Genomic DNA, 14,776 nt, shown 5'->3' with positions numbered 1-14,776 from the left:
TGACAAACGTGAGGGCGGCAAGTGCACCCAGCAGCGTCGACTACGCCGCGGTATCGGCTCATCGTGGGCGGGTGGGTGCGTCGGCACCCTGCCACGTTCACCATCGCCACCGTCACGATCGTGATGACGGTTCTGCGGCTGACGACTGCGCCGGAAGGAGGGAACTGGGACGTTTTCGACAGCGAAGAAGAGACCGTCTTCGGTGCCAACCAATGGTGGCGACTAATCACGTCGAGCGTTCTGACGAGCAGCTGGGTGAAGCTTGCGCTTCTCGTACCCCTAATTCTCGTGGTGGTCGGCGAGTCGGAGCGTCTCCTCGGCGTGCGACGTGCCGTCGTGGCGTGGGCCGCGGGCACAACAGCATCGTTGATGATCGGATTGGCCGCATCATCGGCGATCAACGACTACCTGGCGTACGTGCCACTAGCGGCGCCGGCGGTGGATGCAGTGTCTCCCGCGACCGGAATCGTCTCCGTCGCCCTGGCTGCGAGCTACCGGACCGGAGCTCTTTGGCGGCGTCGCATCCGCATCACAACGACGCTCTTCGCCCTGACTCTCATGCTGTATTCAGGGGACGCGCCAGACCTCTTTGCCCTCGTCGCTGTCCCAGTCGGGCTCGTGCTAGGTTTCGCGCTGGGCGGCCGGGGATCCCGGTTCAAGCCCATACGGAGCTCGCACCATGAGGTCCGCGTGCTGCTCGCATCGCTGGTGGTGGTCAGTGTCGGTGGTCCCGTCATAGCCGCGATCTTCAACGGGGGAGGGGGTCTTCTCTCCAATTTTGGGTATCTCTCGTCCGACTCGGTGTCGATCGTAGAGGCTGTCAGCTGCGCTTGGGGGGCGAAGACGGCAGCCGCATGCCCGGGGGTGGTGGACGTGCTCACGCCGAAGTACCCCTGGGTGGGGGTGGTGGCACTTCTGCCAGTCTTAGTCGGCCTAATTGCTGCATGGGGCGTGCTCAAGGGCAGGCGGGCAGGACTATGGCTCGCTATCGCCCTGGAGCTCATCCTTTTCGCAATCATGGTCAACGTCTCCACCCTTCTTGATGCTGGGGCCACACAGGCCCTCCAGCAGCTGCCATCTGCTCAAAGCGGCGACGCGGTGGTCCTTTGGCAGGCGGTAATCAGCGCGATCGTGTCGACGGCGGCTCCGCTGCTGATTGCGGCGTCTCTCGTCTTGTTGCGGCGGCATGTCTATGTGGCCGGACCGAGGAGGGCACTTCGGTCGTTCGTGCGGATCGGGGGAGCCTCGCTCGCGGCGTCAGCAACCCTGGCCGTCGCGGGCCAGATCAGCGTCGCCGGACAGTTCAGGCCGGTCGTCGATGTCTCGAGCGTGCTTTCGGCCTTGCCGGAGCGTCTGCTTCCCCCCTCGTTGCTCGTGTCCCGTGCTCTCCTGTACGTACCGACGACACCCGGCGCGGACCTGTTCTGGTATCTGCCGTCCGTCGTGTGCTGGGCGGGTCTCGTGATTGCGTCGGCCAGGCTCATTCTCAGTCGGCCCGTCCGCCACGACTCGGATGCAACGCGGGCCCGGATGTTGCTCGAACAAGGCGGCGGGGACACCGTCTCGTTCATGTCCACGTGGCCACAGACCTCGTTCTGGTTTACTCGTGATGGCCGAGCCGTCGTCGCTTACCGGGTGCAGGGCTTCATCGCGATCACCCTAGGTGGACCGTTCGGTCCCGGCTCCAACGATCCCGAAGCAGTGAATGGGTTCGTACGGTACTGCGGGGACCACGGGCTTACCGCCGCGTTCTACAGTGTCGACGACGACCATCGCGAGCTATACGAGCATCTGGGCTGGCGCAGCATCCAGGTAGCGGAGGAGGCGGTGCTTGACCCGACGGCGTGGACGACGAGCGGCAAGAAGTGGCAGGACATCCGTACCGCCGTGAATCGTGCAGGCAAGGTGGGGCTGCGGGCGGAGTGGACGCGCTGGCGTGGACTGTCTCTGCTTGAGCAGTCGCAGATCGTTGCTCTTTCGGAAGCGTGGGTGTCAGAGAAGGACCTACCCGAGATGAGCTTTACCCTCGGTGGCGTCGACCAATTGCGCGACGACGCCGTTCGCGTTCTCGTCGCGCTCGATGACCACGACCGCGTGCGTGCGGTGACGAGCTGGCTGCCTCGCTACGAGCGGGGACGGGTAATCGGCTACACCCTCGACTTCATGCGGCGGGAACCGGACGCAGTGAATGGCATCATGGAGTTCCTCATCGCCTCAGCGGCCGAGCAGTTCAAGGCCGAGGGACTCACCTTTCTCAGCCTCTCTGGCGCACCGCTCGCTCGCACCACTGAACCCGACGCGTTGGCGTCAGGGCCGCTGGATCGTCTGCTCGACGATATTGGCGCCCGCCTCGAACCGGCCTATGGATTCCGTTCCCTGTTGGCGTTCAAACGCAAGTTTCAGCCTCAGTTCGTGCCCCTCTGGTTGATCTACCCTGACACCACTGATCTGCCGGGCATTGCAGTGGCTCTTGCTCGCTGCTATCTGCCCGAGCTCACCCTCCGAAGCGCCGCCAAGTACCTAAGGCGTATGAGGGCGTGATGTTCGATCGTGTCGCCGGCAAAGCCGGAAGCGTACCTGCGCGTCCGTCACCGTCCCGTCGGCGGCAGTCTTTCGGCCTGCCGGAAGCGGGAATGTAAGTAGTTATTGTTTACTAACCGTTTGAGGAGACCTGAATGCTCACCAGCATCCCCAGCCCAGACCCTGCATGGTCGCAGTTCCAGATAGGACCTCTCACCATCCACGTCTACGCCTTATGCATCTTGGCGGGCATCATCGCGGCCGTGGTCATCACCCAGCGCAGACTGACAGCGAGAGGCGCTCCCGCCGGGTTCGTCGTCGATGCGGCGATGTGGGCGGTGCCGCTCGGTATCATCGCAGCTCGGCTATACCACGTCTTCACGCATATGGGCGACTACTTCTACCCCGGAGCTGATCTGTGGAACGTACTCGCCATCTGGGACGGGGGAAATGCCCTCTACGGCTCCATGATCGGTGGAGCATTGGGGATCTGGATTGCCTGCCTTCGCGCGAATATTCGATTCCTGTCGTTCGCCGACGCCCTCGCACCCGGGATGCTGGTCGCCCAGTCGCTCGGCAGGCTCGGGAATTGGTTCAATCACGAGCTCTACGGTCTCCCGACCACGCTGCCCTGGGGTCTGCAGATCGAAGCTTCCAACCCGAAGTTCCCGCCCGGACTCGCTGACGGCACCCTCTTCCACCCGCTGTTCCTATACGAGATCATGTGGAACCTCCTCGGGGTGGGCATCATTCTGCTCCTCGAACGCCGCTTCGCTCTGCGCTGGGGGAAAGCACTCGCGGTCTACCTCATGTGGTACGGCCTCGGTCGCAGCTGGCTCGAGGCCATTCGGATAGATCCCACCAGCGATGGGTACCTCTCCGTCCCCGCGAACGTGTGGGCATCGTTCGTCATAGTCATATTGGGTGCGGCCTTGCTCGTCGCGCAGACAATACGTCATCCCGGCGCTGAGACGATGGTGTGGCGGACCCCACCGTCGGCAACCTTTGGCAGCGAGCTCGGGGAGGGGGGAGTGGACGGAGCATCCGGCACAGACGTCGCGGCTACCCCCAGCGCAGCGGACCAGACGCACGTTAGCTGATCGGCGATCTTCTTCTGCCCGAAAGCGAACCGAGACCGACTCGGGACGTAGCCGCCAAGGCCGTGAGCAGCAGCACCAGTGGTGCGATGCTCAGGAAGATCGCGATGGACTCACCCCAGCGCGCCGCTGCGGTCACGCTCCTTGACGTGGTGACATCCGCAAACATCACTCCTGCCGTATAGGGCTCAAGCTGGGTAAGAGTGGAGCCGTCGGCGGCGACGGTCGCGCTGGTGCCGACGGTCGAAATGTTGACCACAGTGCGCCCCAACTCGATCGCCCGCAACCGCGCGATCGCGAGCTGCTGCTCACTTTCATCGGTCCTTCCGAAATCGGCGTTATTGGATTGGGCCAGGATGATCTCCGCGCCGTCAGAGATGAGGGAGCGCATCGCCCGGTCATCTGTGATGTCGAAGCAAATCGCTGACCCAGCGGTGATCTTCCCCAGCTGAAGCACGCCATCGCGTTGTCCAGGCACGTACTCCCGTTGGATTAGACCGATGAGGTCAGGAGCGAGCGACTCCCAGAAGGCACGGTCAGGCACGTACTCGCCAAACGGGACCGGATGCTTCTTGTCGTAGAAGTCCACGACGCCCGCGTCTGGGGCGACGGAGAGAGTCGAATTGTAGAAGAGCCCATCTCGTTGAGTTACCGTACCGAGTGTCAGCGGTGCGCCCAGCCAGGCAGCGATTCCCGACAGCCTTTCTGCTTCCCGATCCGAGGACAGCGGGTCGTACTCGCTGGCATTCTCGGGCCATACAACTGCGTCGACCGTCTCGTCACGCACGGGCGCACTTGCGTTGAGCTGTGCTGAGAAAAGATCTCCCCGCGCCCTTTCAGAGAAATATCCGGCGGGCCCATTTCCCTGAACTGCTGCGACCCGGTATGTACCAGAACTCTCGCTCGGGAATACGGGCACCACCAGCAGCAGCGCCGTCACCGCTGCGACGGCTGTAGCCCCCTGAAGCCAGCGATCCCGATCGGCTACAAGGGAAACCGCGACCGCCACCAGTGCTACCAATGAGAAAGACAGTGCGGCCATCCCGCCCCAGGAGACAAGCGGCGCGAAAGGCCCGGTGGACTGAGACATCGCTACCCGACCCCAGGAGAACCCTCCGTACGGCCACGATCCGGAAAGCTCCTCTCGCCCAACCCACAGGGCCGCGACCACAAGAGGGACCGCTACATAGCGACCGCAGGTTCCAGGCCACACCCGCGGAATCAAGGCGTAGGACAAAGCGGCAAGAGCCCCAAACCCCGCCCAGAACAACGACTCCGTAACACTCAACGCCAGCCAGGGAACCGGCCCGAGATACTCTGCCGCCCACGAGATGTGAACCAAGTAGAAAGCGCAACCAGCGGTGAAGCCGACCAATGACCCCCGCAGCAGCGTCTGGCCCCGGACCGCTACCAGAACGATCGCGACGCCCACCAGTGTCAACGGCCACACATTCTGCCCCGGGAATCCGGCATCCATCACGGGTCCTGACAGAGCCGCGAGAACGACTGCACACCAGATCGGCAGAGAACGAGGCGCCCGTGTCACCAGTAAAAACTAGAGCCCGACTTGGGGAGTTGCCCCGGCTCAAGCTGAGAACCAAACGCGGGCGCGGCGGCCCTGTAACAATCGGCAAAGGGTAAGAACGATTCGACGAGGACGCATTCGCGTGGCCCGATGACTGCACGAACGACCAGAACGAGCCGAAAACCGCGCAGTCATAAGTGCTCGGCGAGAAGGTGCCTTGGTTCTACGTCCCGCCGCTCCGACGAGCGAGCTGGCGGCCCTCGCAGCTTGTCCGGGACCGGCCAGAGCGCCCGGCATGGACTTGCGATCCGCCTATTGACATAACGTCATATATCAGTGCGCCGGGCGCCGTTCTTTCTGTTGGTGATGATGCGTCCGATAGCGACTGCTCCAAAGCCTGCTGAGGGTACTCCGACAAGGAACAGGAGCGCCGGATTAGTGCCGGAAGCGATTACCCAGATCACGAGGCCGACAAAGCCCACAGCGCAGGCGCACAGGACGACGATCGCTACTGGGACGTACCAGGACCAGCGAGGTGGCTCAGGGCCTTGCTGCATGCATTCAGCAGAGCACGTCGCCGCCACCGGGGCCACCCCGCAACCGGCGATTCTCACTCGGGCGAGGAGGGTTCTAAGCGCAAGACGTATCGGGTTAAGAGGAGCACTGTTGACATAAGGTACATTATCGGCTGTTCGAGGGCGACCACGAGATGTAGCTCGAAACAGGTTTGCGGCTCGACCCTATTTCTGAAACGTGGACGGAAATTAGCTGGTTTGATTGCGCGTGGACTGTCGCTCGATGAGTGTGCAGGGCACGCGGTCGAGAGCTGGAGCTTCTGTTACGGCATGTCTAGGGTTCAACACGAGTTCGCCGGCTCGAACGCCCATCTCGTGAAGAGGTAGAGCAACGGTTGTCAGTGGTGGCCGCTGGTGCACCGCGAGCGAGCGGTCATCGAAGCCCACCACCTGCACCTCCGTTGGCACGTCGATCCCCCTATCGCGAAGTAAGGCAAGCGCACCGACCGCCAGATCGTCGCTTCCGCAGAACACCGCGTCGAGATTGGGGCGCTGCTCAAGCAACTGGCTCATGGCGTGGTAGCCGTCCTCCGGTGTCCATGACGGCGATGTCGCGATCAGTCCGGGGTCGAGCGACCGGCCGAGGTGCGTCAGCCCAACCTCGTAGCCCCTCAGGCGGTCACCGGTCGCCTCCCATTCTCGCGGTCCGTTCAGGAACGCAATGCTCGACGCCCCGCAGGCTGCGAGGTGCTCGACCGCCAGGCGCGCACCCCCTTCATCGTCGGGAAGAATCGCGGGGATGTCCGGTGACCCGTACTCGTAGAGGTATGCCACCGGCACATCGCCCGGAATTGGGAGCGCCGGGTCGGGCCGTGGACCCACGCGGTTGCCTGACATGAAGATGAGGGCGTCGATCTGTCGGTCGAGCAGGCGTCGGAGTTGCTGCGCCTCGCGTTCAGGTTCGCCATAGCTGTTGCAGAGCAGCACGCCCATCCCGGCAATCGACGCGGCGTCCTCAACTCCTCGCATCATTGCGGTGGTGAAGATGCCCTCGAGGTCATCGGTCACGATGGCGATCGTGTCGCTGCGCTGAGTGCGCAGCCCTCGGGCGACCGGATTTGGACGAAACTCCATTAGGTCGATCGTTTCGAGGACCCGGCGGCGCACTTCGGCGCCCACATCCGGCCGGTTGTTGACCACTTTCGAGACGGTGGAGACGGTGACGCCCGACCGTATGGCGACATCTTTCAGGGTTGTGCGACGTCGCGGCGCCTCGGAGGTATCCGTCATAACTCATCCTCTCCGACGCGAAAACGATATCGCAATTAGCTTGACGAATCTACATCGGCCATGCAACTCTGATCAAGTACCCCGATATCGATTTCGTATTCCGAGGATTCCATGGCAACGATGCCCCTGACCGGCCCCGAGCGGCCGACCGCGAGTCGGACTCGTGGCCGGAGTCGCTCACCGCTCCGACGCCGCAACCGCGCCGGCCTCTACTTCGTACTCCCGGCGATCGCGCTCGTGGCGGTGCTGTTCGTCGCTCCCACGGTGTGGACGGTGGTGGTCTCATTCTTCGACTACTCGTTGCTCGGCAAGATGACGTTCATTGGTGGCGAAAACTATCAGCGCGCGGTCGCCGACCCGGGCTTCTGGCGAACGTTGGGCTTCACCACGCTGTACACGGTCGTCGTGACCGCCGTGCTTTTCGTCGTGGGGTTCGCTCTTGCCCTCCTGGTCACGAGCAAGCGTCGCGGCACTCCAGTGTTCCGCACAGTCTTCGTGGTGCCGGTTGTGATCGGCTTCGCTACCGCGAGCTACATCACCCTCTGGATCCTCGACGGTCGCATCGGTGTCATCAACGCCGCCCTGGGTGACCTCGGTTGGATCGACGACTCAATCTCGTGGTTCGGTAACTTTGGCCTCGCCTTCGCGATCGTCGTGCTCATGGTGGTGTGGAAGACCGTCGGGCTCACGATGCTGCTTTTGATGTCGGGCATGAACGCGATTTCCGCTGACATCTACGAGGCGGCCGAGCTCGACGGCGCCGGTTGGTGGCGCAAGCTTTCCGCGATCACTATCCCGCTCCTAAAACCGACCATCGCTCTGGTGCTCATCCTCACGGTGATCAGCAGTTACCTCGCCTTCGACCAGTTCTTCATCCTCACCCAGGGCGGGCCCGACGGATCAACCGTGACCGTCGTATATCTCATCTACCGGGCCGCTTTCATTGACTTCGATCTCGGCTACTCCGCCGCGCTGTCCGTGATCCTCATGGTCGTGCTCCTCCTGCTCACCATCGTGCAGTTCCGCGTGCTCCGAAAGGCGAACGACTGATGACCGCCACCATTCCTCCCACGTTGGCACTCGCCGAAGAACGCATCGAAACGGATGTCGCCGCCGAAGGCCGTCATCCGCGCCCACGCCGCCCATCCGGAGCATCACGCAGCTTCTGGCGCAGTGCCACGTTCTACATCTGCGCCGCACTGCTAGCGCTGCTCTTCGCCTCGCCGCTGCTGTGGCTGTTCATCAGCTCGTTCAAGAGTTCGGCGGAGTTCGCACAAGTGCCGCCCACCTATCTGCCCGAAGAATTCAGTCTCGAGAACTACACCTCGCTGGCCTCCGCCGGCATTTGGGGCTACGTCGGCAACAGCGCCCTTGCCGCGGTCGGTACCGTCGCCCTCGGCACCGTGCTCAGCGTGCTGGCTGGCTACGGTTTCGCACGCTTCCGGTTCCGCGGAAGCGGTGTGCTCTTCATCGTGCTGCTCAGCACCCTCATGATCCCGTTCCAGTCAATCATCCCGGCGCTGTACAGCATTTTGAACGCGGGGCACCTCACCAACTCGGTCTTCGGGCTCATCCTCGTCTACACGAGCTTTGTGCTCCCTTTCGGGGTGTTCACCATGCGCGCTTCGTTTCAAGCGATTCCGCTCGGCATCGATGAGGCGGCCATCATGGATGGCGCATCGGTGTGGACGACCCTCACCCGGGTGATGGCACCGATGGTGGTGCCGGGCATCGCCACCGTCGCCATCTACGCCTTCTTCAACGCCTGGAATGAATTCCTCGCCGCACTCATCTTCACCACGAAGCAGGAATCCTTCACACTGCCGGTGGCGCTGGCGAACCTGCAATCGGGGGCATTCGGCACGCTCAACTGGGGCGTGCTCGAAGCCGGAGCCATCGTCTCCGCTGTGCCTTGCATCGTCGTCTTCCTTCTGCTTCAGCGCTACTACGTCGCCGGCCTCACAGCTGGCGCCGTCAAGGGCTGACCGCTCCCGCATCACACCCATCACCCGCACCCGAAAGGCAATCATGAAACCGAAGAACGCCTCCCGCATCGTCGCGGCCGGCCTCGCCGCAGCGCTCATCACAGGCCTCGCCGCCTGCTCCTCCCCCGATGCCGGCTCCGACAACGGCAACGCCGGCAATGGTCCGGCAACCCTCTGGGTGCGTGCCGCAGACGCCCCGCTCGACGAGGCCATGGTTAAAGAGTGGAACGCGCAGAACCCCGAGCGTGAAATCTCCCTCGTAGCCATCCCCGATGCGCAGTACGTGCAGAAGTTCATCCAGGGAGTGAGTTCGGGCGACTCCCCTGACATCGCCGTCGTCGACATCGCCAACGCTCAGGCCCTCGTGAACCAGGACCTGCTCACCGACATCACCGACAAAGTGGAGGCTCTCGATTACAGGGATGCGCTCGCTCCCGCAGCCGTCGACGTCGCCAGCAAGGACGGCCAGATCTACGGGGTCCCGCACCAGCTCGACGTATCGCTGCTCTACTACAACCCCACGCTGTTCGAGGCCGCCGGACTGGACCCAGCCTCTCCTCCCACCACATCGGAAGAGATCCTCGACGCCGCACGCAAAATCACCGCACTCGGTAACGACACCTACGGTTTCTACTTCGCCGGCAACTGCGCCGGGTGCAACGCCTACACGACGCTCCCGTTCATCTGGGCGAACGGAGGCGACATCCTGAACGAGGACGGCACCGCCACCACTCTGGATGACCCGGCCGTCGCCGACGCGATGAACTTGTTTCAGACCATGTGGGAGGAGAAGCTGATCCCGAGCTCGGCTCAGGACGAAACCGGCGCCACCTGGATCACCGCCTTCCAGTCGGGCAAAATCGGCATGATCGCGCTCGGCAGCTTCGGCATCGGTCTGTACGGAGCGGACGACGGGCCAGACTTCGATGTGACCCCCATCCCTGGCGTCGACGGGAAAACCGCGTCGTTCGTGGGCGGCGACATCGTGGGTATTCCTGCGAATGCGAAGAACGCCGGCACGGCCTGGGACTTCATCGAGTGGAGCATGAGCGATGAGGTGCAGACCGACATCGTGGCCAAGGCCGGATCGCTCGTCGTGCGCTCCGATCTGATCGACAACCCGAACACGTCGGCCGATCCCCGCCGCGTCACCGCCAACAAGCTCATTGCCGAGGCGCAGGTGCCGAGGACCGAGAAGTACAACTCGCTCTTCATCGACTCCACCGGCCCGTTCCTGCAGTTCATTCGCTCTTGGGTCATCGACGGCCAGGGCGACGGCGCCATCCAGTCGACGCAATCAGCGTGGGACGAGCGGCTGAAGTGACCCGCCCACTTTCCCACCACACCCTGATCAGGAGACCCCTCGCATGATGGACCTCAGCTTCCGCTGGCCGCACCCGCGCTTCAACACATCCGTTGGCGACATCAGCTTCCGGCTGCACACCTTCGACAACGTCTACGGCGTCGACCCCCAGAGCGTCGACACGACAACCGACACCGACGGCGGGATGCGCATCACCACGTCTCGCCTCACCTGGGCGGGTGGGCAGCGCACCAGTGCCGGCACCCTCACGGCCACAGTGACGCCCACCCCTGCGGGGGTCATGATCGCCGTGACCGGCGAGCATGCCGACGGGGTGCGCTCGATCGGCCTCACGCTTCATGACCGGCCAGTCGGGAAAATCACCGGCGTTCGCGAGGAGCCACTCGACATCCCCGCAGCAGGGCGGCTGCTCCGCTACCCGAACGGGTGGTTCGACCTTGCGAGCCCTTATGCAGTCATCACCGGCCAGAGCGGCAGCGATCTCGTCGTGCGCTCGCTCGACGATCGCCCGCGCCCCAAAACGTATGCCTTCGTGCCGCACTTCGGAGATGCCGCTGCGGCATCGACGATGGACATCGAGCTGATTGTCGAGGCTGAGGCCACCGCGCCGGCGCGACTATTCGAGGCGCCCGCATGGGTGCTCGAGACCTCATCGTCGCCCGCCGCTACCGAGGCGACAGTCGTCGCGCATCGCGAGCACATCGAAGCCGTGTATCCCGCCGAGGCGTGGGAAGTCAGGGCGGACGTACCCGATTGGCTCCGGCAGAAGTCGCTCGTGCTCACGCTGCACGGGCAGCACTTCACGGGCCGCGTCTTCAACGACTACGACGGTATGCTCCAGAAGATCCGCCGCGTCGCGTCGCAGATCGACGGGTCGCGCATCCTCGCCTACCTGCCCGGTTGGGAAGGGCGGTACTACCGCTTCTACGGGCGCTACGACGTCGACCCTGTGATGGGCGGTGAAGACGCGTTCCGTCGGCTCGTCAGCGAGGCGCGGGACCTAGGCGTACACGTGATGCCTATGTTCGGAGCCAACGTCGCGGCGCGCGACGTGCCCGGTTTCGAGCGTTGGGCCGAACCCGGCCTGCTGAGGCGCCCGAGCGGACTGACGGACGCGGGATCCGTCGACTGGGACGCCAGCCGACACTACGACCACAGCGGCGCCCTGATCAACCCCGCCTTCGCGCCCTGGCGTGCGCACCTCGTCGGGCAGATCGCGGCACTGCAACACCGGTTCGAGTTCGATGCAACCTTCCTCGACATCACCGCGATGCATGCGAACGACCCCAACGGCGACACCACAACCGGCCTTCGAGCGCTGATCGACGAGATCCACAGCGAGCTCCCCGGCCACCTCGTAGCCGGTGAGGCGTGGTTCGATGCGATCGGCGGCATCACCCCTCTCGTGCAGACTGGACATCACGACAACGTGCCAGTGTTCCACGACGTTCCCGACGCGGAACTCTTCGATCGTACGAACCGCTCGTTCGGGCACGTCAATTTAGGCGACCCGGCACACGGCTCCTCCGGCGTGCACGAGGCGGGGTACGTGTCGGCGTGGCGTCTGCCGGTGCGGAAGGGAGTCATCCCGACCATCGGCATCGTCGAGGACACGCTCGACAAGGCACCTGAGCGGGTGGCGCAGATTGTGTCCGACGCTCACGAATACGCTGACCGCTTCCTGCCGGTCACGGCGCGCGCCTGACATGCGCCGGCGTGGGGGCGGGCCGACCCGCCCCCACGCTCCCTCCTGCCGCGACCGGCCGGTCGCGGCACCTTGCATCAGCTCGAAGGAGAGCCCGCATGCGCAAGACCCCCGTCCCCGGATTTCATCGACTACGTCGCGCAGTGGCGGCAACCGGTCTCTGCGCTCTTCTCGCAGGCACAATCGTCGCGACCGTGCCTGTCAGCTCAGCTGAGGCAGCGACGTTGACCATCTCAAAGGCCACCTATCTGGACAAGACCCTGGCGGGCATCCTGGGGCAGGTCGGTGGCGTCGTCACCGGCTATGAGTACAAGCAGACCACGGCGATGACCGATGAGACCTGCTTCCGTCCTGCATACGGGCCATACTCCGGCGACGCCCCCGCCTCGTGCTGGACACCAAACGGATACCCCGGCTACGACCGGGTGGGGGCACCAAACTTTGCATCGAACGAGGTGGGCAGTGACGACGACTACCACATCGACTTCTTCAACCAACACATTCTCGCCGCGCACGGCCCGGACACGACAGCGCAGGACATTAAAGACGAATGGGTAGCGCACAACGTGGGCGACTGGGGACCCGGCGAACTCGCGAACGGGCTGATGCGCAACCAGGGATACCTCCCCCCTGCAACCGGCTCAGCCGAGTACAACCGCTTCTACTGGCTGACCGAGGCCTACATTGAGAACGACACCCTCGGAATGGTGGCCCCGGGCATGCCCGCGACCGCACGCGACTTGACGGGCAAATTCGCTTCCGTAACCACAGAATGGGACTCCGTCACCTGGGCCGAGTTCTACGGCACCACGTACTCCCTGGCGTACTTCGCGACCGACGTACGCGACGTGCTGGCCCAGGCATCGGCGGCTCTCCCTCGAAACGGCTGGCCTTACCAGATCTATCAGAAGGTGACCGCGCTCCATCAACAGAACTCCACCGACTGGCGGTGGGCCCAAGGCGAGCTCATGTCGTTCGTGCGGAATGTCTACGGACAGGACAACCAACAGGCCATCCCCGATCGAAACAACGGATCGCTGCTTATAGCGATCCTGTATGGCGACAATGACTACCTCACCACCCTCAAGATCGCATCGCTGATAGGCAACGACGCCGACTGCACGGCCTCCGGAGTGGCGGGACTGATGGGCATCATCAAGGGCATGGCCGGCACACCTCAGGAGTTCAAGGACCGCATCTACCAAAACGGGGCGGGTCGCTACATCAACGATGCCGTCACCGGGTTCCCGCCATACATCAAGAACGACTACCCTCGCAGCCAGTCGTGGGACTCCCTCGCCGCCCTTTACCGTGACAACGCCGCAGCACAGATCGTCGCGCGAGGTGGATCGCAGGATGCCACAAACTTCTACGTGAACGCCCAGACCATCCAGCCCGAGAAGACCGTTCTCATCGACAACGCCGACTTCGAGCGCGGAACCCTTGCGGGATGGACCGCCTGGACGCCCGGCGCCGACCCCGGCACGCCCAACGTGTACGCAGAGGCCAACGGAACCGCCCAGTCGGGAGCGTGGAAGGGAACGATCGTCACCGACGCGGAAGTGCCCGAGGCCAAACTGACGACCACAGTTCGCGGTCTGCAGGTCGGAGCGAGTTATCGGGTCAGCGCTTTTGTCCAAGCGAATCAGAATGCGCGGCTGACTGTGAACTCAGGTTCCTCACCGCTATACGCTTCCGTTGTCGCGACCTACGGCTCGCCTAACTATCAGTGGGTGAACCGGTCGATCGAGTTCACGGCGACGTCGACTACCAGCGAGGTGGGCCTGTATCTGCCGCCCGGCCCGACCGGGTTTGCCGCCATCGACAACATCGAGGTAGTGCAGATCAGCCAACCCTCGACGACCCTCTACGAGGCGGAATCCAGCTCTCGAGGCGGCGCGGAGATCTTGACCGGCGCGACCGCTTCAGGTGGGGCGTACGTCGGGGGTATCGACGACCCTGGAGACTTCGTGCAGTTCACCGTGACGGCACCGGCGGCCGGCGAGTACCGTGCCGAGATCGTCCAAGCCAATGGTTCTGGTGGCCTCAGCAGCCTCGCTCTCGCCGTGAACGGAGCGACGAAAGCCACTGTGCCATTTCCAAGGACAGAGGCGTGGGGTCAATTCTCTCGAAACGTCGTTACCGTGCCCGTGACGCTCGCCGCGGGATCGAACACCATCAAGCTGTCGAAACCGGCGACAGGTGGCGGCTATGTGCAGCTCGACTACCTGCGTCTCGGCGCTGCGCCACAGCCGGTGTACGGTGCCATCTCTGACGTCGCGGTTCCGAACCGTGGGTTCGAAGCGAACCCTCCGACACAGAGCCCCGCCTCGTGGGGAACCTGGGGTGGGGCGTCAGGCGCCAGTGCGGATGCCGACTTCACCGAGACGAACGCGTTCGAGGGCACCAAGCGGCTGACGCATTACAAGGCAGCCGCATTCGAGGTTTTCACCGATCAGACCATCGCACTGCCGAACGGCACATACACCGTCACGGCATGGGGCGAAGGAGGAGGGGGTCAGAGCGCCGCATTCCTCTCGGTGAAGAACTATGGCGCGGGTGTGCCCGAATTGAAGTCAGACCTTCCCGCACTCGGTCATCCGAACTGGCGGAGATTGAGCGTAAGTGGAGTCGTCGTGACGAACGGGCAGTTGACGGTCGGGATGTATTCGAAGGGGTCGGCGAATAACTGGGCGTCACTCGACCAGGTCGAGGTGTGGCGACAGTAGGACTGCTTGGCCAGTGGGCTTCACATAACGTCGCGTATCAGAGTCGCCTATCGAGGCGCGGTGGGGGAGAGAGTTTGGCTCGCATG

At 63.6% G+C, this 14,776-nt stretch carries 9 protein-coding genes; 7 read left to right on the top strand and 2 right to left on the bottom strand.

The genetic code is table 11. The features are described 5' to 3' along the window. Window positions 1-63: 63 nt before the first annotated feature. Window positions 64-2,541: a bifunctional lysylphosphatidylglycerol flippase/synthetase MprF gene (locus tag IEX69_RS20605; protein ID WP_085021875.1), complete on the top strand. Its 2,478-nt coding sequence runs from the start codon at window positions 64-66 to the stop codon at window positions 2,539-2,541. Window positions 2,542-2,675: 134 nt separating this feature from the next. Continuing rightward, complete coding sequence (gene lgt / locus IEX69_RS20600) at window positions 2,676-3,620, top strand: prolipoprotein diacylglyceryl transferase (protein ID WP_085021874.1); 945 nt, start codon at window positions 2,676-2,678, stop codon at window positions 3,618-3,620. Here lgt and lnt read toward each other — a convergent pair. Then, entirely contained in the window at window positions 3,613-5,094 is a 1,482-nt protein-coding gene (lnt, locus tag IEX69_RS20595) for an apolipoprotein N-acyltransferase (RefSeq protein ID WP_085021873.1), read from the bottom strand. The two genes, lgt and lnt, sit on opposite strands and share 8 nt — an antisense overlap. An 812-nt stretch (window positions 5,095-5,906) precedes the next feature. Then, window positions 5,907-6,947, bottom strand: a complete 1,041-nt coding sequence (locus IEX69_RS20590) for a LacI family DNA-binding transcriptional regulator (protein WP_085021872.1) — start codon at window positions 6,945-6,947, stop codon at window positions 5,907-5,909. A gap of 111 nt (window positions 6,948-7,058) precedes the next feature. Here IEX69_RS20590 and IEX69_RS20585 point away from each other — a divergent pair, with 111 nt between their 5' ends. From IEX69_RS20585 to IEX69_RS20565, 5 genes are all read left to right on the top strand, one after another. Beyond that, window positions 7,059-7,997: a carbohydrate ABC transporter permease gene (locus IEX69_RS20585; protein ID WP_085021871.1), complete on the top strand. Its 939-nt coding sequence runs from the start codon at window positions 7,059-7,061 to the stop codon at window positions 7,995-7,997. After that, window positions 7,997-8,932: a carbohydrate ABC transporter permease gene (locus IEX69_RS20580; RefSeq protein WP_085021870.1), complete on the top strand. Its 936-nt coding sequence runs from the start codon at window positions 7,997-7,999 to the stop codon at window positions 8,930-8,932. Before IEX69_RS20585 ends, IEX69_RS20580 begins: the two co-directional genes overlap by 1 nt. Window positions 8,933-8,975: 43 nt before the next feature. Next, a complete protein-coding gene (locus tag IEX69_RS20575; protein ID WP_085021869.1) occupies window positions 8,976-10,256 on the top strand; it encodes an ABC transporter substrate-binding protein in 1,281 nt (426 codons plus the stop codon). A 43-nt stretch (window positions 10,257-10,299) separates the two neighbouring features. Beyond that, entirely contained in the window at window positions 10,300-11,961 is a 1,662-nt protein-coding gene (locus IEX69_RS20570; protein WP_085021868.1) for a hypothetical protein, read from the top strand. A gap of 98 nt (window positions 11,962-12,059) precedes the next feature. Continuing rightward, the gene (locus IEX69_RS20565) at window positions 12,060-14,690 is read left to right on the top strand and encodes a carbohydrate-binding protein (RefSeq protein ID WP_085021867.1); all 2,631 of its coding nucleotides are present in this window, start codon (window positions 12,060-12,062) and stop codon (window positions 14,688-14,690) included. Window positions 14,691-14,776: the final 86 nt, after the last annotated feature.

The sequence above is a fragment of the Cnuibacter physcomitrellae genome (assembly GCF_014640535.1).
Taxonomy (GTDB): Bacteria; Actinomycetota; Actinomycetes; order Actinomycetales; family Microbacteriaceae; genus Cnuibacter; species Cnuibacter physcomitrellae.
Note: the sequence above shows the minus strand (reverse complement) of the source record. Positions and strands in the feature narration are given on the sequence as shown.

Excerpts from the sequence above, each read along its gene's own strand:
- IEX69_RS20585 (WP_085021871.1), top strand. The coding sequence starts at position 7,059 with ATGGCAACGATGCCCCTGACCGGCCCCGAGCGGCCGACCGCGAGTCGG.
- IEX69_RS20575 (WP_085021869.1), top strand. The coding sequence starts at position 8,976 with ATGAAACCGAAGAACGCCTCCCGCATCGTCGCGGCCGGCCTCGCCGCA.
- lnt (WP_085021873.1), bottom strand. The coding sequence starts at position 5,094 with ATGGATGCCGGATTCCCGGGGCAGAATGTGTGGCCGTTGACACTGGTG.
- IEX69_RS20580 (WP_085021870.1), top strand. The coding sequence starts at position 7,997 with ATGACCGCCACCATTCCTCCCACGTTGGCACTCGCCGAAGAACGCATC.
- IEX69_RS20570 (WP_085021868.1), top strand. The coding sequence starts at position 10,300 with ATGATGGACCTCAGCTTCCGCTGGCCGCACCCGCGCTTCAACACATCC.
- lgt (WP_085021874.1), top strand. The coding sequence starts at position 2,676 with ATGCTCACCAGCATCCCCAGCCCAGACCCTGCATGGTCGCAGTTCCAG.
- IEX69_RS20590 (WP_085021872.1), bottom strand. The coding sequence starts at position 6,947 with ATGACGGATACCTCCGAGGCGCCGCGACGTCGCACAACCCTGAAAGAT.
- IEX69_RS20565 (WP_085021867.1), top strand. The coding sequence starts at position 12,060 with ATGCGCAAGACCCCCGTCCCCGGATTTCATCGACTACGTCGCGCAGTG.